We start from the raw sequence: 22967 nt of genomic DNA, 5'->3' as shown, positions 1-22967 counted from the left end.
ACCGCTACGGGCACTTTTTCATTAACTCTTAGAGCGCGGATAAACCGCGCTCTATTGCAGGAGATTATTTCAGCTTCAAGGTACTGATAATAGATTCAGCTTCTGTTTGTGCTTGCTGCTGATTGTCGGCTGGCAGAGTAATTTGTATTGTCATCAAATGGTTATCAACTTGACCCATCAACACGGATGAATAGGCTTTTTGACCACCGCTGGTAATAATGCTATCTAATTGCTGGAAAGGATGCCCATCGACCTTAATCGCTTTATTTGTCACAACCTGTAGATTGGCATCGCGGGCACGTTGCTGCTCGGCCAGGCGATCAGTCAACACATTCAACGCTTCATTGGTATCATCACCTAAAATCACAATAACCGCTTTATCGCCAGTTTTGTTGGCATAAACGTGCATGTTGTTAGCCTGACTGCCCATTTTCCCGCTTTGGTCAGATAAATCTGCTGGCAAACTAAATGCGACTTTACCTTCCAACAAGCTGACTGGCTGGCCCACATTGTTATCGCTGCCGCTATCGCAGGCACTTAATCCTACAACCAGCAGGCCAACAGCAAGAAACTTGGTTATTTTATGCATGGGAATCCCTTATCAATGATGAATAGCATTATCGCACCTTATTCAGACGCCAAAAGCAATCTATTGTTCAGCGGTGTTCGCCTGCATTAGCGTTTGCTGCTCGGTCTTCCGGGCAAAGTATTTCAACAATACATTGAGCATTACACCATAAGCAGGTAAGAAGAATAACATGCAAATCAGCAACTTAAAGCTATAATCTACCAAGGCGATTTCCACCCAGTTTGCCGCCATAAAAGGATCAGAACTGCGATAGAAAGCAATAAAGAAGAACGCCATGGTGTCGCTGATATTGCCAAAGAACATGGCGGCGGTTGGGGCAACCCACCATGCACTGCGCTGACGAAGGCGGTTAAATACTTGAACATCAAGAATTTGACCCAGCACATAGGCCATAAAGCTGGCAGCGGCGATGCGCGCAACAAACAGATTAAAGCTGCTCAATGCCGGGAACCCTTGCCAGCTTCCCTGATAGAACAGGGCTGAAATTAGATACGAAATAAGTAAAGCAGGCACCATGACGGACAGAATAATCCGGCGCGCCAAGGGAGCACCAAAAATCCGCACGGTCAGGTCGGTAGCTAAAAAGATAAACGGAAAGGTAAAAGCCCCCCACGTAGTGTGAAAACCGAAGATAGATATCGGTAATTGCACCAGATAGTTGCTGGAGGTGATGATGACAATATGGAATAGCGACAGCCATACCAAAGCGGTCATCCGCTGTTGGGCAGTAAACGAAAACATAAATGTGACCTTTTTGGTTATTGGGGTGAGGGAACCCAAACATAATGTGCCGCAATTTCTGCGACGCGCGGCATAATACGCGTTTGCGCAACGAATGCAATGGTTAATTTTAGCGCAAACGATGGCCTTTTCACGAAAGCGATTGTGCCACTTGCACCTAAAAACCGGCGGAGTAAACTATCTCGCTTCGTAAGCCTGCTTACATTTTTGCTATTAGCCTGTTGACTGACACACAAGAGAACCGCAATGACCGATATTTTTGCCAATCCGGATAAAACACTTGATGCACTGGGTTTGCGCTGCCCCGAGCCAGTGATGATGGTGCGTAAAACCGTCCGGCATATGGAGGACGGTCAAACTCTGCTTATTATTGCTGACGATCCCGCCACAACCCGTGACATTCCCGGTTTTTGCCGCTTTATGGACCACCAGTTGCTGGCACAAGATACCGAGCAGACGCCTTACCGCTATCTGGTCAAAAAAGGGGCAAAAGCGGAGTAGAAAGCCGCTTTACCCTTGTCATCAAATATCCCGCTTGCGCAATAACCTCAGCGCGTTTGCTGTCACCAAGGCGGTTGCGCCAGAGTCGGCTAATACGGCTAGCCATAAACCGGTCAAACCCAGCAATGTGGTCACCAGGAAAATACCTTTTAGCCCTAATGCGATAGTAATATTCTGGCGAATATTGGCGTTGGCAGCTCGTGATAACAAAATGATTTCCGCCAGCCCGGTCAGCCGATTATGAGTCAATGCCGCATCGGCTGTTTCCAGGGCCACATCAGTGCCGCTGCCCATCGCAATGCCGATGCTAGCTGCTTTCATGGCGGGAGCATCATTAATGCCATCGCCAACCATCACTGTTGGGTGTGTGGCATTCAGTGCCATAACTGCCTGCACTTTATCAGCCGGTAACAACCCGGCGCGGTAATCAATTCCCAGTTCACCGGCAATGGCCGCCGCTGCACGTGGGTTATCACCCGTTAACATAACACCTTGAATTCCCAGATTTTTCAAGGCATCAATGGCTTGTTTGGCATCGGTACGTAAAGTGTCTCGCAGTGCCACGGCACCAATAAATTTCTCATTTTCCAGCACGGCGACAGCTGTTTTGCCACTACTTTCCAGCTCATCGAACTGCGCGAGCCACTCGGCGGTTAATAACTCTGGCGATATTTTACTGGGCGCGCTGACACGCACTACTAACCCGTTAACTATGCCTTCAACGCCAATGCCAGCCAGCGCACGCCGTTCTTCGGCGAGTGGCAGCATCGGGGTATTTTGCTGCGCTCGCTGCATGATCGCGACAGCCAGAGGATGATGCGAACCAGCTTCGACCGCTGCGGCCAGTGACAACAGGCGAGTTTCACTCACACCAGAGATGGGCAGGATATCAGTGACTTGCGGCTTACCTTCAGTCAGCGTGCCCGTTTTATCAAAAGCGACAGTTTGAATGCGGCCAAGCTGTTCAAGCGCGGCACCACCTTTAATCAACGCTCCACGCCGCGTCGCGGCAGCCAGTGCCGAGGTGATGGCTGCCGGAGTGGAAATGACTAATGCGCATGGGCAGCCGATCAACAGTAATGTCAGGCCACGGTATATCCAGGTTTCCCAAGGCTCGGCGAAAGCCAAAGGTGGAACCAGTATCACCAGTGCTGAGAGAAACATAATGGCAGGTGTATAGATACGGCTGAAACGGTCAATAAAACGCTCAATAGGCGCACGGCGTTCTTCTGCCAATTCAATGAGTTGTAAAATACGGTCAATGGCATTATTACCCGGCTCAGAGATAACCCGCATTTCGGTCGCGCGATCGACTGACAAGCTTCCTGCCGCGACTTTTTCACCTTGCACGCGTTCAACAGGAACAGATTCGCCAGTGAGAGCACTTTCATCGAAACTGGCAAATGGAGTCATTAATTCAGCATCAGCGGGCAAGCGCCCCCCGGGTGAGACTTCAATGATATCGCCAGGGCGCAAGCTGGCAACGGAAACCTGTCGCCGCTCACCATCTTTGAGTAGTAAGGCTTCTTCAGGAACTAACGCCATGAGTGCTGTCACGCCACGACGTGCGCGGTTTGCTGCATAGGATTCGAGTAACTCGCCGACCATAAACAGCAGCAATACCATTGCCGCTTCAGCGGTTGCGCCAATAAACATCGCGCCAATAGCCGCGACGCTCATCAAGGTTTCAATCGCAAATGGTGTGCCGGAGCGAATAAGTTTCCAGGCTTTAGTGACAATCGGAATCAAGCCGACAATTGTGGTCACGGTAAAGGCTAATTCGCTCAGCTCTACACTGAATAAAGAGATTCCCCAACTGAGGAGCATCAGCGTGGTTAGTAATACAATTGGTAGATATTCACGAAAACGTGACTCTGACTCAGTGTTTTTGCCTGCGATAGGGGATTGAGTATCGACCAGACTGAATCCTGCCTGTATGACGGCCTGCTGAACTTGGGGACGAATGTCTGAACGGGCATCGACTACCAGTTTTTCTGTAGCAAACAGAACTTTTACATTTTCAATTCCGACCAGGTTACTGACTGCATTTTCAATTTTACGTGCGCAGCTTGGGCAATCCATCCCTTTCACTTGCCAACTAAAACGCTGGCTACCCGCGGGTGTTGCGTTAGCTAGCCTGTCGCTTTCCTCATCGCCGTCATCGGTATGACTACTCTGACTACAGCATCCCCCCTCCTGGTGTGAATGCTCACTCACTGAGTTCGAGCTGTCATGACTAATATTGGCAGCGGGCTGGCTGCTGCAACCTGTTTGTTTTTTCGCATGATCATGACCACAGCCACAGTGATTGTGTGTATCTGTTGAGTGTCGATGTTCGGAATGTGAATGCATGGTACCTCCTGGACAGAATGTAAAAGGTATACAGGATTTTGCCGGTATGGTTGCACTCTACACCTTGGAGTCAACTCCAGAGTCAAGAGGGTAAATGAGAATAATTACTAAACGGGGTTGATGCCAAGATAAAGGTATAACGGAAAGGAACGCATGCCGCGTTTGGTATTCAGGCTCCATCCTTGGAACCCTATGGTTGCATTACTATTGCAAAAGATAACTTGGCAAAATAGCATTTCTAAAAAGAGAAATTATAAAATTATGTTTTGCAGCAATAAGTTAGTTACAAGTATAGCGACCTGACAATTAGGAAATGCCCGACAAAATAGCATCCAGCGACGATGGCATCTGAAGCCCGGAAAGAAAAACGATAGCGGTTTAGCAACCAGATGGTGTGGGATACCAACAATAGCACCGTCCCGGTCAGCAATGAGAAGCTCATGTCCGTGCTACGTGCAAAGTATTGTTCGCCTGCCATCCATACCATAAGCAATGTCATTCCGACGAAAGCAACGACAGGCCAGCGCATTTCATCCAGCCGAGTCCAGATAGTGGCTAACAGCAATGCACCCACAATAATGAGTACCAAGGGAAGCGGCCAGAATAGGGTGAATGTCATCTGGCTGGCAAAACTGATGGTATACAGTAAATGAGAGAGGAAGAATGCACCCAGAGCATAAAGTAAGCGCTCACTGGGTAGCAGCAATAAGGCGTCAGCAACCAGCGTTGCCAATAGGCCTAAAACAATCAGATAGCCCGCAGGGCCAAGAATAGGTGCTTGCCATGCAAGTAACAGCAACAGTAACAGAGTGACGGGTTTGAATACCCAGCGTTGCCAGCGTGGGCCTCGGTAAGTTGCATCAACAAACAACCAACCAGAAAAGAATACGGCAAGGAATGGCCAGCTCATTATTTATCCTTTTTTCTATACAGGTTTCAGTGAAAATACCTGTGTTGTAATGATAATCCGCAATGCCAACAACTCTGATAATACATTAATTAAGTGTAAGGGATGGAACACAAGAGTGATAGCAACACTACAGTGAATTGCATGATTTGTGCCACTTAATGCGTAGTAGTGCGCATAATCAGGTTTAGTGGAGAGGTCGGCCAGCTGAAGTCTTGGTCTTGTCCGGCCCACATGTTATGTTAACGCCGATTTCCGTTCGCTAAATCAAGGGATAGAGGCAATAGCACATGGCCAATGAACAATTGCTTTATCGCATTCAGTTTATAAATAACGGCAAGAATTATCAGCTCTATGTCCGAGAAGTCGGCCCAAGTACTTTGTTTGGGTTTATTGAAATTGCTGATTTTGTCTTTGATAGTCAATCGACCTTACTGGTTGACCCCTCCACAGAAAAATTGAAGACAGAATTTTCCGGTGTTAACCGTAGCTATATCCCCCTTCATTCAGTGATTCGCATTGATGCAGTAACTGAAAAGGGCAGCGCCCGAATCTCCGAACTGGGTAGTAACGTGATGAGCTTCCCTTATCTACCGGGTAATAAACCTTAAATCCCTCTTCAGAGTGAGATTTAGTGGGCAAGATTATGATGAATAAACCTCCATTATTATTTATTGCCGTGGTGGTATTGATTGTGGTGCTGGCAACACGCCAGTACTGGCAGAAGAAACGGCAAGACGCGGAAAATGACCGTTCACCTGTACGCAGTTTACAAGTTGAAGTTATCGATAAACGTGAGGTTTTAGCCCCCAATCGTCGTTCACGGCAGCGTGAAGAGATTGTGGCGGAAGAAAAACGCTATGAAGTTTATTTTCAACCGTTGCTGAGCGGGATAGAAGTAAAAAAGAGCAATGAAATCAAAATGGTACTTCCACAGCAGGAATATAATCGTGTCGAGCAAGGCGCAAAGGGCACTCTACGCCTTCAAGGGACTCGCTATATTAGCTTTGCCCCAAATTCAGTCGCTAAATAAATAACCTGTCGCCATAACAGAAATATATGTAACGACAGTGGGTATTATTTTTTAGGTAGTGGCGGTTGTTTCTTTTGCCAGGCCAACAGCTCGAAAACCCCGAATACAAAAATTTTAAATTGTTGTAATCCACTGATTGGCTGGTCTTTGGGCTGCGTGGATTTAAGTAATATTAGTTGTAAGCCATGCATCAAGACCATGAAGATCATAGCGACATCAATAAAATATCTCAAAGGCTTAGGGAACGGCTGGAATAGATTCAGCAGTAGGAAAAACCATACCCCTAACATCAATAACCGCCCGATATTAATCCACATGATGTTGCTCCTGTTCTTCAACTGATACCCGGTCTTGGGGAACATCGTTGTTACGAATATAGAGGCGGTAGGCAACCTGTCCGGCAATTTTCTCTCGATGTAACTGCCAACTGGCAGGGACATCTGCGGCGGCACTTTCGGCCTCTGCCTCAACATAAATCCAGGCATCAGCTGTCAACCAGTTGAATTGCTCTAATAAATTGACTGTTTCCGCCAGCAAACCTTTACGAAAAGGGGGATCAAGGAAAACCAGATCAAAAGGCTGCCCTGGCTGGGCTAACCATTGTAAAGAGTTGGTATTGACCACTTGGCCATTGTCGGCACTCAATAACGTCAGGTTATTGCTCAATTGCTTAGCGACATGTCTGTCAGCTTCTAACAGAACGGTAAAACCGGCATAGCGGGATAGAGCCTCCAGCCCTAAGGCACCGCTGCCCGCAAAGCAATCCAGGCATCGGGCACCTTGAATCATGGGGGCGAGCCAGTTGAATAGGGTTTCTCTGACCCGGTCGGTGGTAGGGCGTAGCCCAGGGCTAACCGGTACCGGTAATTTGCGCCCACGCCATTTACCGCCGATGATGCGGATTTGGCCTGCCGACTGTTGTGGCGCTTGTTTTGCCATTGTTATAGATCGCTCGGTTGTAGATCGCTTTGCTAAAGGTCGCTTTGCCATAGATTGCTTTGCTTGAAAATTGGCCAGTATTGCAGCACTGAATATAAAAGTTAGCTCTCATTCTACCTATGTGTGCAGTGAGGGGGAAACGTTAAACCTTTGTTGATTGAATTCACCATAGAAAGCAGCATCGTGCGCGTGTTGCTGTTCAGGGGAAAGTGATAGACTTGCGAACTATTATCTTATTTATGCAAACCCAAAGTAATTAGAGTCCAAAAATGGCAAAAGAAAAAAAACGTGGATTTTTTTCCTGGCTGGGCTTAGGCCGTCAGAATGAAGAACACACCGCAGAGCCATTGGCTACTGAGAAAGAAGAAACGGCTGAGCAACTTGTTGAAAATCCAGCTGTTGAAGAGCAGGTTCTCAGCGAAAAACAGGCTGAAATCGCGCCCGATAACATCTCTGTCGAGGCAGAAGCGCGCGAGTCTGTGGCTGAGCACTCTACACTGGCTCCAGGTGAATGGGATAGCACCGCGATCAGTGAAGTCGCGGCTGAAACCTTGCCGGAAGTCGGGGCGGAACCGGCAGCGCAATCAGTTGAAGAGCCTATAAATTTCGCTGAAGATCCGCAGTATTTACAGCATCATTTCTCACAAAATCAAAATGATAAAGACAATGTTGACTCATGGGATGAAGGCACCGTCAGTGCGCCAGAATTACCGTTGACGGAACACCATGTCGTTATTGATACACCAGCACCGCAAGCTATTGTGGAAGAGTCTCAGGCTGAGGTTATTGAAGAACCGATTGTTCTTGAAGAAGAAATTGAAGCTGAAGAGGAAGTCGTAGCGGTTGTGGCTCAAGAACAAGAGCGGCCAACCAAAGAAGGCTTTTTTGCCCGTTTAAAACGCAGCTTAATCAAAACCAAGCAGAATCTTGGCTCCGGTTTTATGGGGTTGTTCAGCGGTAAGAAAATCGACGACGATCTGTTTGAAGAACTGGAAGAACAGCTCCTGATCGCCGACGTTGGCGTCGAAACAACCCGTAAAATTATTACCTCTCTGACAGAACATGCCAGCCGTAAGCAGCTAAAAGATGCCGAAGCTCTGTATGGCAAGCTCAAAGAGGAAATGTCTGAAATTTTGTCCAAAGTAGACAAGCCATTGGATGTCAGTGGTAAAAATCCGTTTGTCATCTTAATGGTTGGCGTCAATGGGGTGGGCAAAACAACCACCATCGGTAAGTTAGCACGCCAATTCCAGGCTGAAGGGAAATCCGTCATGCTGGCTGCGGGTGATACTTTCCGTGCAGCGGCAGTAGAGCAGCTACAAGTTTGGGGTGATCGCAACAAGATTGCTGTCGTCGCACAGCATACTGGTGCAGACTCAGCGTCAGTTATTTTCGATGCTATTCAGGCTGCTAAAGCGCGTGGTATCGACGTGTTGTTGGCTGATACTGCCGGGCGTTTGCAAAATAAAGCCCATTTGATGGAAGAGCTGAAGAAGATTGTCCGCGTGATGAAAAAGCTGGACGGCGATGCCCCTCATGAGGTTATGCTGACGTTGGATGCCAGTACCGGACAAAATGCGGTTAGTCAGGCAAAACTGTTTAATGAAGCAGTGGGTCTGACCGGAATCACTCTGACTAAACTTGATGGTACCGCTAAGGGCGGGGTGATTTTTGCCATCGCAGATCAGTTCGGTATCCCAATCCGTTATATCGGTGTTGGGGAAGGTATAGAGGATTTACGGCCATTTAAGGCTGACGATTTTATTGAGGCTCTTTTTGCCCGAGAGGATTAATACGGATGATTCGCTTTGAACAGGTCAGTAAAGCTTATCTGGGCGGACGACAGGCGCTGCAAGGGGTAGATTTTCATCTGCGTCCGGCGGAAATGGCGTTTTTGACCGGCCATTCCGGTGCAGGGAAAAGTACTCTGCTGAAACTGATTTGTGGCATTGAGCGCCCCAGTGCCGGCCATATCTGGTTTGGTGGTCACGACATCAGCCGCCTGAAAAACCGCGAAGTGCCTTTTTTGCGCCGCCAGATCGGGATGATCTTCCAAGATCACCATTTGCTGTTGGACAGAACGGTATATGACAATGTCGCTATGCCATTGATTATTGCTGGTGCCAGTACCGAAGATATTCGCCGCAGGGTGTCAGCTGCGCTGGATAAAGTCGGATTATTGGATAAGGCAAAGAATTTCCCAATTCAGCTTTCTGGTGGCGAGCAACAGCGTGTCGGTATTGCTCGCGCGGTGGTAAATAAGCCAGCGGTATTATTGGCAGATGAACCGACTGGTAACCTGGATGATGCATTATCAGAAGGTATTTTGCGTTTGTTTGAAGAATTTAACCGTGTGGGCGTTACCGTATTAATGGCAACCCACGACACGTCGTTAATTGCCCGGCGTCGCTACCCGATTCTGACATTAAGTCAGGGGCGGATGTCAGGAGCGCATCATGGCGAATAATAGTGCGCAGAAAGCAAAAACCAAGGCACTGAAAGGTGGCTGGCGCGAGCAGTGGCGCTATTCGTGGGTCAATGCTATTGCCGATATGATGCGCCAACCATTGGCGACATTGTTAACCGTGATGGTGATTGCCATCTCACTGACCTTGCCAAGCGTGTGTTATATCGTGTGGAAAAACGTCAGTCAGGCGGCGGATCAATGGTATCCAACCCCGCAATTGACGGTCTATCTGGATAAAGCGCTGGATGATAACGCGGCTGAAAATGTCGTGACTACGCTGAAAACAGAAGCCGGTGTGGAGAAAGTTAATTATCTGTCGCGGGAAGAAGCGATGGGTGAGTTCCGCAACTGGTCTGGTTTTGGCGGTGCTCTGGATATGTTGGAAGAAAACCCGTTGCCCGCAGTGGCCATCATCACGCCTAAGCTGGATTTCCAAAGCTCTGGTACCCTCGATACTCTGCGTGACCGGGTGAGTAAGGTTGAAGGGGTCGCGGAAGTTCGTATGGATGACAGCTGGTTTGCTCGTTTAGCGGCATTAACCGGCTTGGTTGGACAAGTTGCGGCCATGATTGGTGTATTGATGGTGGTTGCCGTATTCCTGGTTATTGGTAACAGTGTACGTCTGAGTATCTTTAGCCGTCGCGATACAATCAATGTCATGAAGCTGATCGGTGCAACCGATGGATTTATTCTGCGGCCATTCTTGAATGGTGGCGCGATGCTGGGCTTTGGTGGTGCGGTGTTATCACTGATACTCTCAGAAGCGCTGGTATGGAAGCTAGGCTCCGTTGTGACGCAGGTAGCGACCGTGTTTGGCACCAGCTTTACCCTACATGGTTTGAGCTGGGATGAATGCCTGTTGTTGGTATTAATCTCGGCGATGATCGGCTGGATCGCCGCCTGGCTGGCAACGGTTCAACATTTACGCCGATTTACACCGCAGTAAAAAATGTTTGTTATACTCTTTCCCTGCGGTGTTCATTTGAGGCAGGGAAAGAGGTATTGTAGGCCACTTAATCCCATTGAATCTGCCTGATACGCACAACCGCTGATCTGCTAAGATCAGCGGTAGAAAATGTGATCCAGTTTGAACTTTTATGGCAATAATCGGTCGAACAACACAGTGAAATGATAAGGTGCCCAGCGCTTGAATCTGCTTAAGCAGGTGATAAAATATCGGCGCTGAGAGAAATTTGCACTAAACATGCATGCAATGAGAGGGTTTCGAATGACCAAAGAAATGCAAACTTTAGCCTTAGTACCCCAAGGTAGTCTGGAAGCCTATATTCGGGCTGCCAATGCCTATCCAATGCTGACAGCAGAGGAAGAGCGGGAACTGGCTGAACGGCTGCATTACCAGGGCGATCTGGAGGCGGCTAAACAGCTAATCCTGTCTCACCTGCGCTTTGTTGCTCATGTTGCCCGTAACTATTCCGGTTATGGTTTGCCACAGGCTGACCTTATTCAGGAAGGTAATATTGGCTTGATGAAAGCAGTTCGCCGTTTTAACCCTGAAGTCGGGGTGCGTCTGGTGTCCTTCGCGGTACATTGGATCAAAGCAGAAATTCATGAATATGTTCTGCGTAACTGGCGGATTGTTAAAGTTGCGACCACTAAAGCTCAGCGTAAATTGTTCTTTAACCTGCGGAAAACTAAGCAGCGTCTGGGCTGGTTCAATCAGGATGAAGTCGAGCTGGTTGCCAAAGAACTGGGTGTGACCAGTAAAGATGTTCGCGAGATGGAGTCACGCATGTCTGCGCAAGACATGACTTTTGATCCAACTCCAGATGATGAAGTACGTGATGGTCAATCTATGGCTCCTGTCCTGTATTTGCAGGATAAAACCTCAGACTTTGCCGATGGCATCGAAGAGGATAACTGGGATAACCATGCGGCAGACAAATTGACATATGCCTTGGAAGGGCTGGACGAGCGGAGTCAGCATATTATTCGTGCTCGTTGGCTGGACGATGACAACAAGTCAACGCTGCAGGAGCTGGCTGATCAGTACGGCGTATCTGCTGAACGTGTTCGTCAGCTTGAAAAAAATGCGATGAAAAAATTACGTATGGCGATTGAAGCCTAATACAGCGACATAATGCTGTGTGATACGAAGAAAGGGCGATACTCATATCGCCCTTTTGCTTTTTACTGCCAAAAAACCTACCGTTGCCAGCCTTGTTTATTGCGGCTAAAACCACAGGCCAGCATAAAGCCATCCATTGCTTCGTAGTTTGCGGCGACCACTTGCTTATCACTCAGATGCCACTGTTGAATGGTGGGTAGCTGCCGCAACGTTTCTTCAATAAGATAAAGCCCTACCCCGCGCCGTCGCGTCACTTCCCTGACATATAAATCCTCAAGCTCGGCCTGTTGGCCATCCACCATGACTTTCACTGCGCCGAGTAAACGTTCATTGAAGCGCGCCGCAAAGAGTGGTTTGCCGTCATTAATCCATTGCAGCCAAGTGGTTTGTTGCTGTTCGGGCCAAATTTTAGCTAAATCGATAAGATCCTGATGAGTAAGGTTTGTTAAACGTTCAATAGTCAGTTTCATCGTCAATAGACCGCTAAGATGTAAGGGTTATAGGGCTGTGGTTTATTGTACTAGATCACAGGTCAGAGCGTTGTGTAAGTTTTTCTGTACGTTCATGGGGGAAAATGTTTTTTCGTTACTGCATTTTCCGAGTTTTAACAGAGTAAACGATCACATAACCAGCACATCTCACTAGCATTTGCGCAAAACCCATTCAATTTAATCCTAATTTTATGCTGTTTACACCGCTTGTTTCTGCTTGTCTCAGTTGATTTGCAGCATAAAAATCCTGTTTAATGGCATGAAAAATAAAGTCTTATTAGAAAAAAGCATCACTTTTGAGACTAAATCATTATTACTTATGAATAAAACGTTACGGTGCTATAAAACGTTAAGACCAACACAACAAGCACGTTCACAACGACAGATGGGGAATTCGCGGATGAAATTAACAAAAGGTAAAGTGTTGCTGGCGGGGTGTATAGCAATGGCGATGAGCCATTCTGTGCTGGCGAAAGACATTAAAGTTGCCATTGTTGGCGCGATGTCCGGCCCGGTTGCCCAATATGGTGACATGGAATTTACCGGTGCACGTCAGGCTATTGCTGATATCAATGCCAAAGGCGGAATTAAAGGCGATAAACTGGTTGGCGTGGAATACGATGATGCCTGCGACCCGAAACAAGCCGTAGCTGTTGCTAACAAAGTGATTAACGATGGTATTCGTTACGTTATCGGCCACCTGTGCTCCTCTTCAACTCAGCCTGCTTCAGATATTTATGAAGATGAAGGCGTGATTATGATCACCCCTGCTGCGACCAACGCTGATCTAACCACTCGTGGTTACAAAATGATTATGCGAACCACTGGTCTGGACTCGGATCAAGGCCCAACTGCGGCTAAATATATTCTTGAAACCATCAAACCAAAACGCATTGCTGTGGTACATGATAAACAGCAATACGGTGAAGGTTTGGCGCGCTCTGTGCGTGATAGTTTGAAAAAACAAGGTACAGAACCTGTGTTGTTTGAAGGTGTAACCGCAGGTGATAAAGATTTCTCTACCTTGGTGGCTCGCCTCAAGAAAGAGAACGTCGATTTTGTTTATTTCGGCGGTTACTACCCAGAGATGGGGCAAATCCTACGTCAGGCTAAGCAGGCTGGCTTGACAGCACGCTTTATGGGCCCAGAGGGTGTTGGCAACTCCTCACTGTCTAATATCGCTGGTGATGCTTCTGAAGGCATGCTGGTGACTTTGCCAAAACGCTATGATCAGGTTCCTGCTAACCAACCTATCGTTGATGCGCTGAAAGCGAAGAAACTGGACCCAACTGGCCCGTTCGTTTGGACAACCTATGCCGCACTGCAATCGCTGACTACCGCGATGGAACGTAGTGGCAGCCAGGAACCTGCCGATTTGGTCAAAGATCTGAAAACCGGTAAGCCGGTGGAAACAGTGATGGGGCCATTGAGCTGGGATGAAAAAGGCGATCTGAAAGGGTTTGAATTCGGTATTTTTGAATGGCATGCAGATGGCTCATCTACCGCAGTCAAATAATATTAGAATCAATAAGTTATAGGGTTGTTGTTGCAGCAATCCGGCCCCTTTTACCAACTGTATCCCCCCACGTTCCGGGGGGATTTTTCCTTACTGCACACAGTAGATTAGGTGCAGTTGGCTAGGGCAGCCAGGCAAGTGAATCAAAGGGTTAGGGTATGTCAGAGCAGTTTCTTTATTTCCTGCAACAGATGTTCAACGGAGTGACGTTGGGCAGCACTTATGCGCTGATCGCCATCGGTTACACCATGGTGTACGGCATTATCGGCATGATCAACTTCGCTCACGGTGAAGTGTATATGATCAGCAGCTACGTCTCCTTTATCGTGATTGCCGCATTGATGATGGTGGGGATTGATGCCAGTTGGCTATTGATAGGCTCTGCTTTTCTCGTCTCAATTGTCATTGCCAGTACTTATGGTTGGAGTATTGAGCGAGTTGCGTATAAACCGGTTCGCAGCTCTAAGCGCTTGATCGCGCTGATCTCGGCGATCGGGATGTCTATCTTTCTGCAAAACTACGTCAGCCTTAACCAAGGTTCGCGGGATCTGGCTTTACCGAGTTTGGTGACCGGCCAGTGGACATTGGCAGAAACCAATGGCTTTGCCGCAACCATTAGCACCATGCAGTTGACCATTTGGATAGTGACCTTCCTGGCAATGTTGGCGCTAACACTCTTTATCCGCTATTCCCGTATGGGCCGCGCTTGCCGTGCCTGTGCCGAAGATTTAAAAATGGCCAGTTTGCTGGGCATTAATACTGACCGTGTTATCTCGCTGACTTTTGTTATCGGTGCGCTGATGGCCGCTGTCGCTGGGGTCTTGTTGGGGCAGTTTTATGGTGTCATTAACCCATACATCGGCTTTATGGCTGGCATGAAAGCGTTCACTGCCGCTGTACTTGGTGGTATCGGCAGTATTCCGGGCGCGATGATCGGTGGCTTGATTCTGGGGATCGCGGAAGCATTAACTTCTGCATATCTCAGCACAGAATACAAAGATGCAGTTTCATTTGCACTGCTGATTGTTGTGCTATTAGTGATGCCTACCGGGATCTTAGGCCGTCCGGAGGTTGAAAAAGTATGAAACAACTCAATTTCCTTAACGCCATTATTTCCAGTTTTGTTTTGCTCGTCCTCGCTTCGTTTGTGATGGGGTTGCAGTTGCAGTTAGACGGCACCAAACTCATCGTGCAAGGGGCGTCAGAAGTGCGCTGGCTGTGGATCGGCGCGGCGTGCATTGTGGTGTTTTTCTTCCAATTGGTGCGTCCGTTCATCCAGCAAGGGATTAAAAAAGTCTCTGGCCCGGCATGGGTATTGCCCAGCTTTGACGGCACCACCCCGCGCCAGAAATTATTGGCAGCTGCGATTATTATCGCCGCAATAGCCTGGCCATTTTTGGTCTCCCGAGGTTCCGTTGATATCGCGACTCTGACACTGATTTACGTCATGTTGGGCTTGGGATTAAACGTCGTGGTTGGGCTATCAGGCCTGTTGGTACTGGGTTACGGTGGTTTTTATGCTATCGGCGCTTATACCTATGCGCTGCTAAATCACTATTACGGTCTGGGTTTCTGGGAGAGTTTACCGCTGGCGGGGATTGTCGCGGCACTGTCGGGCTTCCTGTTGGGCTTCCCGGTTTTACGTCTGCGTGGGGATTATTTAGCGATTGTGACATTGGGCTTCGGTGAGATTGTGCGTATTTTGCTGCTTAATAATACGGAAATCACTGGCGGGCCGAATGGGATTAGCCAAATTCCTAAACCGACGCTGTTTGGCCTGGAGTTCAGCCGCACGGCAAAAGACGGTGGCTGGGATACTTTCCATAACTTCTTTGGCCTGACTTATGACCCAAGCGACCGCATCATTTTCCTGTATATGGTGGCGCTGTTGCTGGTGATCCTGACCTTGTTTGTGATTAACCGATTGCTGCGTATGCCGCTGGGGCGGGCTTGGGAAGCACTGCGCGAAGACGAAATTGCCTGTCGTTCATTAGGTTTAAGCCCAACAAAAATCAAGCTGACCGCATTCACCATCAGTGCTGCTTTTGCTGGCTTTGCGGGCACGCTATTTGCGGCCAGACAGGGGTTTGTCAGCCCTGAGTCTTTCACCTTTGTGGAATCGGCTTTTGTATTGGCAATTGTGGTCTTAGGTGGGATGGGGTCGCAGTTCGCCGTTATTCTGGCGGCCATATTGCTGGTGGTGTCGCGTGAATTAATGCGTGACCTCAATGCGTACAGTATGTTGCTGTTGGGTGCATTGATGGTATTGATGATGATTTGGCGTCCACAGGGCTTATTACCGATGAAAAGGCCACAATTGAAGCTGAAAGTTGCTGATATCAAAGCTAAACAAGGGGAGCAAGCATGAGTACGCAACCTTTGTTAGCGGTCGAAGGGCTGTCGATGCGCTTTGGTGGGTTATTGGCGGTGAATAATGTGGGCCTGAATCTCAATCAAGGGGAGATTGTCTCGCTGATTGGCCCCAATGGCGCGGGTAAAACCACAATCTTTAACTGCCTGACCGGTTTCTATCGCCCGACGGGCGGCACAATTAAATTACGTGATCGCCATATTGAAGGGTTACCCGGGCAAGTTATTGCGCGCATGGGGGTGATTCGTACTTTCCAGCATGTGCGTTTGTTCCGCGAGATGACGGTGGTAGAGAACCTGTTGGTGGCACAGCATCAGCATCTTAAAAGTGGTGTGTTTGCCGGTTTGCTGAAAACGCCGGGCTTTCGGCGGGCAGAGGCTGATGCATTGGAACGAGCGGCAACCTGGCTAGAGCGTGTCGGGTTGCTGGAACTGGCCAACCGCCAGGCGGGGAATCTGGCTTACGGTCAGCAACGGCGTTTGGAAATTGCCCGCTGTATGGTGACTCGCCCTGAGCTATTGATGCTAGATGAACCGGCTGCTGGCCTGAACCCGAAAGAAACTGATGAACTGAATCAGTTGATTATGGAATTACGCGACCAACACCAAGTCTCTGTCTTGTTAATTGAACATGATATGAAACTGGTGATGGGGATTTCTGATCGTATTTATGTGGTGAATCAGGGAACGCCGTTGGCACAAGGCTCACCAATAGAAATTCGTAATAATCCAGATGTGATCCGAGCCTATTTGGGTGAATAACTTACTATCAGGCCAATAAAAAACGGGCGAGGCATTAACCTAACATGTTGTCATTTAATCAAGTTTCAGCCCATTACGGCAAAATTCAGGCATTACATCAGGTTAGTTTGCACATCCAACAAGGTGAAATTGTCACATTGATTGGTGCTAATGGTGCGGGTAAAACCACCCTGTTGGGCACATTGTGTGGCGAACCGCGAGCCACCGAAGGCAGTATTATTTTCGGCGAGCAGGATATTACCGGCTGGCAGACGGCACGTATTATGCGTGAGGCGATTGCCATTGTGCCGGAAGGGCGCAGGGTGTTTTCCCGTATGACGGTGGAAGAGAACCTGGCGATGGGCGGTTTTTTTGCTGATCGCCAGCAATATCAACAGCGTATCGAGCGGGTTTACGACTTATTCCCTCGGTTGTTCGAACGCCGTGTTCAACGCGCTGGCACCATGTCAGGTGGCGAACAACAAATGTTGGCGATTGGCCGCGCTTTGATGAGTCAGCCTAAGTTATTGCTGCTGGATGAGCCGTCTCTGGGGCTGGCACCGATTATTATTTTGCAAATATTCGATACTATTCAACAGCTAAGAGAAGAGGGGATGACCATCTTTTTAGTTGAACAAAACGCGAATCAGGCACTGAAGTTGGCAGACCGTGGTTATGTGCTGGAAAATGGCCGTATCGTGCTAGAAGACACGGGCGCTGCTTTACTGGCAAATGAAGCGGTGCGTTCAGCTTATTTGGGCGGTTAAGTATTCAACTCTTTCGATTTATTATTTTCTAAGGCCCAGATCTGGGCCTTATTAATTTCTTTATGCCAAAGGTGTGATAGTAAAATTCAGTGTATCGCTATAACTGCCTTTATCAGTAGTGTCAGTGCTGAAAAGTGTTATATTCGGTTCCCAGCACATATCTGACATCACCTGATTATCATCGCTCTTCAACTGAATATATTTTTTGTCTTTGGGAAGCTCAAAATCTGTTCCAGCATTCTCATTACTGCGTAGCTCTACCTTGTAGTTAATAAAGCTATTTCCTTCTGCTTCTTTTAACTGAAAATGTTGATTGTTTGGCGCTAATTTATTGTCATTATTGGCACTAATCATATATTGAGTATTTCGTGTGGTAATTGAGCGATAATGGAGACAAAAACGATTATTTTTGGAAGGATTAAATAGAGCCGGTAAACCGCGATTATTGGCAGTTTTATCAAGTAATTCATCCAGATCGAGAGGCGCTAATTCCCAGACAGCTGAATCCATCCGAAATTCAGGATCAATTTTCAGCGCTTCTGGGGCGATATCTGCTTGAGGATAGAAGCTCCTGCAAAGCTTGCCATCAGGGCTAAAAGAAACGCCTTGTGAGGAAAGAAATGAGTGAGATTGATCTTTGTACTTTAATTCGCCACCGACAGTAGCCGCTATGCTGATATTCGTTAGGGTATGCGCGGGAACATTGAACGATACCTTAGCGGTGGGAGGGTTATCACTATATATTAATGATTGACTATTGAACTGTATTTTCTGAGTATTCTCTTTTGAATTCAATAAGTCAGGGGCGATACCATTGAATAAAAGGTTTTTGATATTACTTAACTGGATAGATGAATCTCGCATACCATCAGCTCGATAGAAATAGAGCGAGAGCCGAGCACTATTGGGGTTAAATATAATATGTTGGGCATCTTGTTGTGGAATTTTTAGTAATTTAGCCATATCTCTCTGAAATATTGGTGCAAATGTTAAGTTCGGTTGCTGCACCACAAAAGAGACTTCCACGCTGTTATCATCTAATAAATTTACCGAGCACGAAGTGGAATAAGTAACGCCAGTGTAATCGATGGTACTTCCACTATTTGCGTTGGCGGCTGGGAGTTGTGCTAATAACAATAGCCCCATTATTAATTTCTTATAGTTCACATTCACTTGATGGTCTCTCCATGACTGTCCGTTATTAATCTCAGCTATTTGTTTCAAACAATAATGTTAGCTGGCCGTGATATTGACCGGCTATATCTGGCCCATCGGGTGCCTGAGCGTAAATATTTAATAAAAGATCTATTCTGCTCTGGCTTGAAGTGGTCTTAGCTAGATTGAAAGTTTCTGGCGTTTCCGATAACTCTTTTTTTGCGGCACCTATACCTGTACCTACCTTGTAGGCAAAGTAGATTAATGCAGGAGAAAACTCCTGAGCAACACTGGAGTCACGGGTGAGAATTAGCGGTTGTGTGACTGAAACACGGAAGCTTTCTTGCCGGCGCAGAGTTACAGCTATTGGGACGCTAGCCGCATAAAGCCCATTGTTCTTGGGGCTGCTTATTAGGTTAATACTACTGGGTGTTTCAACCTCGATTTTGGGTTGTGCGGTGACCTCAAGTGTGATGCGAATATTGTCCTTCAGATGAATCACATCGGCTTTCACCTGCCAGGGGAGTAGTAATATCAGCGCAATTTTTAGTGTGTTCATAGCGTTCCTTATTTTAGCCAGCAGGGCAACGCAAGTGGAAAATTTTATCCTCGACCATTCCCTTCACTTCACTGACAGCCAACTGCCGTTGCTTACCGGGATAAAGATTAAAATCATCAATAACGTGCCCCCGAGCTTCTAATTGATACCACTGCAGGCGGGTATTGCCGGTATTGTGTAATTCCACCGCACCATTGATGCAGCGGTGTGACCATTGGTACTGTTGGGATGCTGGCAGGTGCCGGATCAACCCCATATAACTGAGTTGCACCCCCAGTACAACACCATTTCCAGTCACTTTCCGGCTATTTACCGGTATAACCGCTAATCGATAAACTTGCTCTTTATCCGGCGTACTCAGCGCTTTAAGCAGTATCTTCCCACTCTGCTTCGGCCCAAGAGTCATTTTGGCCGGGGCAGCAAACAGGGCGGGTTGCAGTTGCTCGCCGACCGGCGTTAATAATTCCTGTTCAGGTGGTTCACCGGGGTTATTGAGCTTATACAGTTGCACGGTGACGTATTCAGCTTCAGCGCCATGATTAGTGACTGTGACCACCGCACTTTCCTGCTGCACTTCCTGTACATGTGGCTGAATATTTATGGCAGCAAAAGCCCCAAGAGGCAGGAAACTAGCCGCAATGCACAGTAAAGGTTTCATTATCTGCCTCACCGGTAAGTTGTTTGGCTGACAAAGTGACTGGGGTGCCAGGGTAGAGATTTAGGCTATCTGTCAGTTTTGGGTTATCACCCGATTTTAACTGTGTAAATTTGCTATGAACGGTACCGGTGGAGTTGAGGACAATTGTGCCATCAGGTGAACATTGATGCTGCCAGTGACGAGCTTGTGCAGCCAGAGGGGGAACATGATGAATAAGTACTCCGTAGCCAATACTGATGGTCACGGGAGCATGAATTTTCTTATCATCCTCTTTTTTGTTAACCGCTTTAATATCGACCACTGGATTGATATATAGGCGATAAAGTGTTTCCTGAGCGGGTGCTTTCAGAGGTAATAGCTTAATGTCGCGTTTTTGCTTCGGCCCTAAGGTAATGCGATTAGGATTAAAAATCATTTCAGGTTGAGTGATGTCGCTGATCAGTGTTTTCAGTTCTGGACTGACTCCTGGGTTATCGACGCGCTGTAATGTGATATCCAGATAAAGTGGCTTATCCCCGCTGTTATACACCTGCACAGTGCGGTGCTGATCCAACGCCTCTACCGTGGTGCGGGTGGGGATAGCCACTAATTGCGCATAAGTGGCTGCAATAGGAGTAACCAATAAGGCAATTGCGGAGAATAAATAAGCGTATTTCATGACCATTCCTGTTGATTTTAATCCAAATGACAGAGGTAAATGTGATTGTGTTGCTGGCGCATATCGCAGCGGTAACGAGCAGAAGCACTTTGAATCGTGATATTTTTGAGTATCACGCCCGATTGGATAGAAAACAGCCCATTGGGGTGAACGCTATCACCGGTTTCCTGAATAACTCCACTCACTGGCTGCCCCTGTGAGTCTTTAAGAAAACCGTTATAAAGCAGATCTAAAGTGATGTTTGCTTTGCTGGAAAAGACCTGGCCCGGATGAGCGCGCACGATATTGACCGGCAACCGAATGTTCATATCCAGATCACTGCGATTGCTATGGGTGCGGATGAACAAACTGTCTTGGTAGCGGGGAATGGGTATTGCGTAGGTACCGCCGCCAGTTATTGGGTGCCCTTCTGCATTGAAGCTATAAGGAGTACCCGCCAGATCCGGTGTTTCTATCAGTAATGCGGTGCCACTGTAGCTACTGCGGCCTGGTGCAATACCTTGGGGGCCGATAGCCAGCATGCCGTTATAGCTGAATCCACCATTGGCTATCTTATTATCAATACCAAAACGTGCCGAGACATCGCCACGGCTGCCTCTACGACTGGCAAAACTACCCACGCTATTGCTTTTCCCACTGGTGCTGCCATTAATACCAAAAGTGCTGGTGCCGTAGTTATCACTAAACTCTTTTTGATAGCTGGCACTGGTTGTCAACTGTTGTCGGGTATAGGCACTGTTGATACTGGCGCTACTTTTGAGGAAAGACAGAGTGGTATTGAGAAATACGCCGTAATTATTTTGGCTGTTCCATTGGCCGCCCTTTTGCACGCCGAGTGACAGAGCAATGCCATATTGTGGTCGCCGCCAGTTCCAGCGACTTTGAATACGGTGCTGAGTGCTATTTTTATATTGATTGAATTGATAACTTAGTTGGGTTGGCCCAAAACGACGGCTATAAGAGGCTGAGGTGCTGCCCGCGTTTGGTGCGTATATTGAGACATCTGGTGTTTGGTAACGAGCAACCGATGCATACCCTAAATCAGAGTTCCCACCGGTTAAGCGTAAATATCCTCCACTGTGTTTTTCACCTGACATTATTCCCAGCGTTGGGGTGATATCCAGACTGGAAACGCCCAAAGGATGCGAGGCATTACCTTCTGCGGCCCAGTGGCTGGCGGTGTCTTTTAGTAGCGTGACATTAGTTTGCAGACTTTTCAGGTTCATGCTGCGGCCAAATTGCATCAGATGAGGATGACTACTGTTACGCACAGCACCTTTGCCAAGGGTCAGGAACCAGCCATTATTGGTTTGTGTACCAATATTACTGATGGTCTGACTTTCCTGATTGATGACTTTTCCGGTGCGATCCACTAAACGAATCTCAGCGGTGTAATAGCCACCGGGCAGTTGGCTGTAATCAATTTCGTTACGGCCCAGTTGGGCTGGAATACGGCGGATCAGTTGACCATCGCGGTAAATTTCAAAATCACCCTCGCTGGTGGCATACAGCACTAAACTGCCTGCCGAAGGTTTATCAATGGCTAAATAGCTTTGGCTACCCAGAGTAACGAATTGGTCTAAAGACGGGTAGATTAGGGTGTGAATGCTACCCGCGCTGTTATCAAGATTGTTTTGCCGACCAGCCCGCAAATAGTGTGCTTGAAAGTTCTTTTGTAGATACCAACTGCCGATGCCCACCTGGGTTTGTTGCTGATATTGTGATTGATTGTCGAATGCGTAATTATTTTTGGTTCGAGTGGCGTTATAGAACCAATTTACAAAGCCAAAGGATTGAAAAGGCAAACCAATATATCCTTGCCCTCGCGCGGAAATAGCGCGGTAATTTTTGGCGGTCATACGCAGATCAAAGGATTGGTTATGTACCAGCCCCCAAGTGGTTACCGGCATAAAATATCGATTGCTGTTATTGGATATGGTAACAACATGATTGACTTTATCTACGGTGACACGATGATTCGATAAGATATAGTCACAACCATTTTGGCATTGTAAATAAGGAATTTGCGGTAAAATATCGCTTAATAATGCAATGGCAGATTCATCAATATGGTTATCGCGATATTGTTGTTGAACAAAGCTTAATTGTTGCTTTTCTTCTGAGAAGAACAGCGGGCTAGGCAGTGGTTTCCCGTCTAATATACCCAATAATTGCAGTGTATTATGTTCTTCAGCGGCAGAAAAACCAGCGGGAACTAAATATTCAATGGTTATATCTTCTGCACAAGCTGAATTAATTATGCTAATTAGAAAAATAAATGAATTTATTTTTCTAATTATTGCGTTATTTGTCATAGGATTCCATTCCATCATTCAATAATGACAATATGTACATTCTGATAAATACATTTTTATATGAATAGTTTTATTAATACTATTAATCGATATATTTTACTAAATTGGGATCGCAGCCAGAG

At 47.3% G+C, this 22967-nt stretch carries 24 protein-coding genes; 12 read left to right on the top strand and 12 right to left on the bottom strand.

Translation table 11 applies throughout. The features are described 5' to 3' along the window. Positions 1-64: 64 nt before the first annotated feature. Both QSV56_RS16040 and QSV56_RS16035 read right to left on the bottom strand, forming a co-directional pair. Positions 65-589 (bottom strand): DcrB family lipoprotein, encoded by a 525-nt coding sequence (locus tag QSV56_RS16040; protein ID WP_005176402.1) that lies wholly within the window; start codon positions 587-589, stop codon positions 65-67. 60 nt (positions 590-649) lie between these two features. Beyond that, complete coding sequence (locus QSV56_RS16035; RefSeq protein ID WP_005163964.1) at positions 650-1330, bottom strand: 7-cyano-7-deazaguanine/7-aminomethyl-7-deazaguanine transporter; 681 nt, start codon at positions 1328-1330, stop codon at positions 650-652. 246 nt (positions 1331-1576) lie between these two features. On the opposite strand from QSV56_RS16035, the gene tusA reads away from it, so the two are divergent. Then, entirely contained in the window at positions 1577-1831 is a 255-nt protein-coding gene (gene tusA, locus QSV56_RS16030) for a sulfurtransferase TusA (RefSeq protein WP_019080178.1), read from the top strand. A 21-nt stretch (positions 1832-1852) separates the two neighbouring features. On the opposite strand, the gene QSV56_RS16025 is transcribed toward tusA, so the two are convergent. Together QSV56_RS16025 and QSV56_RS16020 are read right to left on the bottom strand one after the other, a co-directional pair. Beyond that, a complete protein-coding gene (locus QSV56_RS16025) occupies positions 1853-4183 on the bottom strand; it encodes a zinc/cadmium/mercury/lead-transporting ATPase (protein ID WP_019080177.1) in 2331 nt (776 codons plus the stop codon). A 283-nt stretch (positions 4184-4466) separates the two neighbouring features. Beyond that, a complete protein-coding gene (locus QSV56_RS16020) occupies positions 4467-5093 on the bottom strand; it encodes a lysoplasmalogenase (protein ID WP_005176373.1) in 627 nt (208 codons plus the stop codon). Positions 5094-5380: 287 nt separating this feature from the next. On the opposite strand from QSV56_RS16020, the gene QSV56_RS16015 reads away from it, so the two are divergent. Beyond that, complete coding sequence (locus QSV56_RS16015) at positions 5381-5701, top strand: DUF1820 family protein (protein WP_004710182.1); 321 nt, start codon at positions 5381-5383, stop codon at positions 5699-5701. 38 nt (positions 5702-5739) lie between these two features. Continuing rightward, entirely contained in the window at positions 5740-6123 is a 384-nt protein-coding gene (locus tag QSV56_RS16010; RefSeq protein WP_046695565.1) for a DUF2500 domain-containing protein, read from the top strand. Positions 6124-6167: 44 nt separating this feature from the next. On the opposite strand, the gene QSV56_RS16005 is transcribed toward QSV56_RS16010, so the two are convergent. Together QSV56_RS16005 and rsmD are read right to left on the bottom strand one after the other, a co-directional pair. Further along, positions 6168-6440, bottom strand: a complete 273-nt coding sequence (locus QSV56_RS16005) for a DUF1145 family protein (protein ID WP_005163952.1) — start codon at positions 6438-6440, stop codon at positions 6168-6170. Continuing rightward, on the bottom strand, positions 6430-7113 hold the full coding sequence (rsmD, locus tag QSV56_RS16000; protein ID WP_050870761.1) for a 16S rRNA (guanine(966)-N(2))-methyltransferase: 684 nt from the start codon (positions 7111-7113) through the stop codon (positions 6430-6432). The genes QSV56_RS16005 and rsmD overlap by 11 nt, the downstream gene beginning before the upstream one ends. Before the next feature lie 218 nt (positions 7114-7331). Between rsmD and ftsY the strand changes: the two genes are divergently transcribed. The 4 genes from ftsY (at position 7332) to rpoH (ending at position 11615) form a co-directional block, all read left to right on the top strand. Beyond that, the gene (gene ftsY, locus QSV56_RS15995; protein ID WP_219650324.1) at positions 7332-8855 is read left to right on the top strand and encodes a signal recognition particle-docking protein FtsY; all 1524 of its coding nucleotides are present in this window, start codon (positions 7332-7334) and stop codon (positions 8853-8855) included. 5 nt (positions 8856-8860) lie between these two features. Beyond that, positions 8861-9529 (top strand): cell division ATP-binding protein FtsE, encoded by a 669-nt coding sequence (ftsE, locus tag QSV56_RS15990; RefSeq protein WP_004391337.1) that lies wholly within the window; start codon positions 8861-8863, stop codon positions 9527-9529. Next, a complete protein-coding gene (gene ftsX, locus QSV56_RS15985; protein ID WP_019084329.1) occupies positions 9519-10475 on the top strand; it encodes a permease-like cell division protein FtsX in 957 nt (318 codons plus the stop codon). The genes ftsE and ftsX overlap by 11 nt, the downstream gene beginning before the upstream one ends. A 282-nt stretch (positions 10476-10757) precedes the next feature. Further along, entirely contained in the window at positions 10758-11615 is an 858-nt protein-coding gene (rpoH, locus tag QSV56_RS15980; RefSeq protein WP_005163942.1) for an RNA polymerase sigma factor RpoH, read from the top strand. A gap of 77 nt (positions 11616-11692) precedes the next feature. Here the strand turns inward: rpoH and panM are convergent, their stop codons facing one another. Then, positions 11693-12085 carry an aspartate 1-decarboxylase autocleavage activator PanM gene (gene panM, locus QSV56_RS15975; RefSeq protein WP_046695562.1) on the bottom strand — a complete coding sequence of 131 codons (393 nt, stop codon included), beginning with the start codon at positions 12083-12085 and terminating at the stop codon, positions 11693-11695. A gap of 421 nt (positions 12086-12506) precedes the next feature. Between panM and QSV56_RS15970 the strand changes: the two genes are divergently transcribed. The 5 genes from QSV56_RS15970 (at position 12507) to livF (ending at position 17500) form a co-directional block, all read left to right on the top strand. Beyond that, positions 12507-13622, top strand: coding sequence for a branched-chain amino acid ABC transporter substrate-binding protein (locus QSV56_RS15970; RefSeq protein WP_005163937.1), 1116 nt, complete (start codon positions 12507-12509; stop codon positions 13620-13622). 158 nt (positions 13623-13780) lie between these two features. Further along, positions 13781-14707: a high-affinity branched-chain amino acid ABC transporter permease LivH gene (gene livH / locus QSV56_RS15965; RefSeq protein WP_005163935.1), complete on the top strand. Its 927-nt coding sequence runs from the start codon at positions 13781-13783 to the stop codon at positions 14705-14707. Continuing rightward, a complete protein-coding gene (locus QSV56_RS15960) occupies positions 14704-15990 on the top strand; it encodes a high-affinity branched-chain amino acid ABC transporter permease LivM (RefSeq protein ID WP_019080169.1) in 1287 nt (428 codons plus the stop codon). Before livH ends, QSV56_RS15960 begins: the two co-directional genes overlap by 4 nt. Then, complete coding sequence (livG, locus tag QSV56_RS15955; protein ID WP_005176349.1) at positions 15987-16754, top strand: high-affinity branched-chain amino acid ABC transporter ATP-binding protein LivG; 768 nt, start codon at positions 15987-15989, stop codon at positions 16752-16754. Before QSV56_RS15960 ends, livG begins: the two co-directional genes overlap by 4 nt. 44 nt (positions 16755-16798) lie before the next feature. Next, positions 16799-17500: a high-affinity branched-chain amino acid ABC transporter ATP-binding protein LivF gene (livF, locus tag QSV56_RS15950; RefSeq protein ID WP_019080167.1), complete on the top strand. Its 702-nt coding sequence runs from the start codon at positions 16799-16801 to the stop codon at positions 17498-17500. Between the two features lie 60 nt (positions 17501-17560). On the opposite strand, the gene QSV56_RS15945 is transcribed toward livF, so the two are convergent. Genes QSV56_RS15945 through QSV56_RS15925 form a run of 5 tightly spaced genes read right to left on the bottom strand, consistent with a single transcriptional unit; the run spans position 17561 to position 22860 of the window. Continuing rightward, entirely contained in the window at positions 17561-18673 is a 1113-nt protein-coding gene (locus QSV56_RS15945) for a hypothetical protein (protein WP_301212976.1), read from the bottom strand. A 34-nt stretch (positions 18674-18707) separates the two neighbouring features. Further along, positions 18708-19214, bottom strand: coding sequence for a hypothetical protein (locus QSV56_RS15940; protein WP_046695561.1), 507 nt, complete (start codon positions 19212-19214; stop codon positions 18708-18710). Positions 19215-19227: 13 nt separating this feature from the next. After that, positions 19228-19872, bottom strand: coding sequence for a hypothetical protein (locus tag QSV56_RS15935; protein WP_019080164.1), 645 nt, complete (start codon positions 19870-19872; stop codon positions 19228-19230). Beyond that, positions 19844-20530 (bottom strand): molecular chaperone, encoded by a 687-nt coding sequence (locus tag QSV56_RS15930; protein ID WP_301212975.1) that lies wholly within the window; start codon positions 20528-20530, stop codon positions 19844-19846. Before QSV56_RS15930 ends, QSV56_RS15935 begins: the two co-directional genes overlap by 29 nt. Before the next feature lie 17 nt (positions 20531-20547). After that, a complete protein-coding gene (locus QSV56_RS15925; protein ID WP_072091603.1) occupies positions 20548-22860 on the bottom strand; it encodes a TcfC E-set like domain-containing protein in 2313 nt (770 codons plus the stop codon). Between the last annotated feature and the right edge of the window lie 107 nt (positions 22861-22967).

Source organism: Yersinia sp. 22-579, assembly GCF_030433455.1.
GTDB lineage: Bacteria > Pseudomonadota > Gammaproteobacteria > Enterobacterales > Enterobacteriaceae > Yersinia > Yersinia enterocolitica.
The sequence above is the reverse complement of the archived record's forward strand: the minus strand, read 5'-3'. Positions and strand labels throughout refer to the sequence as shown.

Coding starts and splice junctions, on each gene's coding strand:
- QSV56_RS16040 (WP_005176402.1), bottom strand. CDS start 589: ATGCATAAAATAACCAAGTTTCTTGCTGTTGGCCTGCTGGTTGTAGGA.
- QSV56_RS16035 (WP_005163964.1), bottom strand. CDS start 1,330: ATGTTTTCGTTTACTGCCCAACAGCGGATGACCGCTTTGGTATGGCTG.
- tusA (WP_019080178.1), top strand. CDS start 1,577: ATGACCGATATTTTTGCCAATCCGGATAAAACACTTGATGCACTGGGT.
- QSV56_RS16025 (WP_019080177.1), bottom strand. CDS start 4,183: ATGCATTCACATTCCGAACATCGACACTCAACAGATACACACAATCAC.
- QSV56_RS16020 (WP_005176373.1), bottom strand. CDS start 5,093: ATGAGCTGGCCATTCCTTGCCGTATTCTTTTCTGGTTGGTTGTTTGTT.
- QSV56_RS16015 (WP_004710182.1), top strand. CDS start 5,381: ATGGCCAATGAACAATTGCTTTATCGCATTCAGTTTATAAATAACGGC.
- QSV56_RS16010 (WP_046695565.1), top strand. CDS start 5,740: ATGAATAAACCTCCATTATTATTTATTGCCGTGGTGGTATTGATTGTG.
- QSV56_RS16005 (WP_005163952.1), bottom strand. CDS start 6,440: ATGTGGATTAATATCGGGCGGTTATTGATGTTAGGGGTATGGTTTTTC.
- rsmD (WP_050870761.1), bottom strand. CDS start 7,113: ATGGCAAAGCGACCTTTAGCAAAGCGATCTACAACCGAGCGATCTATA.
- ftsY (WP_219650324.1), top strand. CDS start 7,332: ATGGCAAAAGAAAAAAAACGTGGATTTTTTTCCTGGCTGGGCTTAGGC.
- ftsE (WP_004391337.1), top strand. CDS start 8,861: ATGATTCGCTTTGAACAGGTCAGTAAAGCTTATCTGGGCGGACGACAG.
- ftsX (WP_019084329.1), top strand. CDS start 9,519: ATGGCGAATAATAGTGCGCAGAAAGCAAAAACCAAGGCACTGAAAGGT.
- rpoH (WP_005163942.1), top strand. CDS start 10,758: ATGACCAAAGAAATGCAAACTTTAGCCTTAGTACCCCAAGGTAGTCTG.
- panM (WP_046695562.1), bottom strand. CDS start 12,085: ATGAAACTGACTATTGAACGTTTAACAAACCTTACTCATCAGGATCTT.
- QSV56_RS15970 (WP_005163937.1), top strand. CDS start 12,507: ATGAAATTAACAAAAGGTAAAGTGTTGCTGGCGGGGTGTATAGCAATG.
- livH (WP_005163935.1), top strand. CDS start 13,781: ATGTCAGAGCAGTTTCTTTATTTCCTGCAACAGATGTTCAACGGAGTG.
- QSV56_RS15960 (WP_019080169.1), top strand. CDS start 14,704: ATGAAACAACTCAATTTCCTTAACGCCATTATTTCCAGTTTTGTTTTG.
- livG (WP_005176349.1), top strand. CDS start 15,987: ATGAGTACGCAACCTTTGTTAGCGGTCGAAGGGCTGTCGATGCGCTTT.
- livF (WP_019080167.1), top strand. CDS start 16,799: ATGTTGTCATTTAATCAAGTTTCAGCCCATTACGGCAAAATTCAGGCA.
- QSV56_RS15940 (WP_046695561.1), bottom strand. CDS start 19,214: ATGAACACACTAAAAATTGCGCTGATATTACTACTCCCCTGGCAGGTG.
- QSV56_RS15935 (WP_019080164.1), bottom strand. CDS start 19,872: ATGAAACCTTTACTGTGCATTGCGGCTAGTTTCCTGCCTCTTGGGGCT.
- QSV56_RS15930 (WP_301212975.1), bottom strand. CDS start 20,530: ATGAAATACGCTTATTTATTCTCCGCAATTGCCTTATTGGTTACTCCT.
- QSV56_RS15925 (WP_072091603.1), bottom strand. CDS start 22,860: ATGGAATGGAATCCTATGACAAATAACGCAATAATTAGAAAAATAAAT.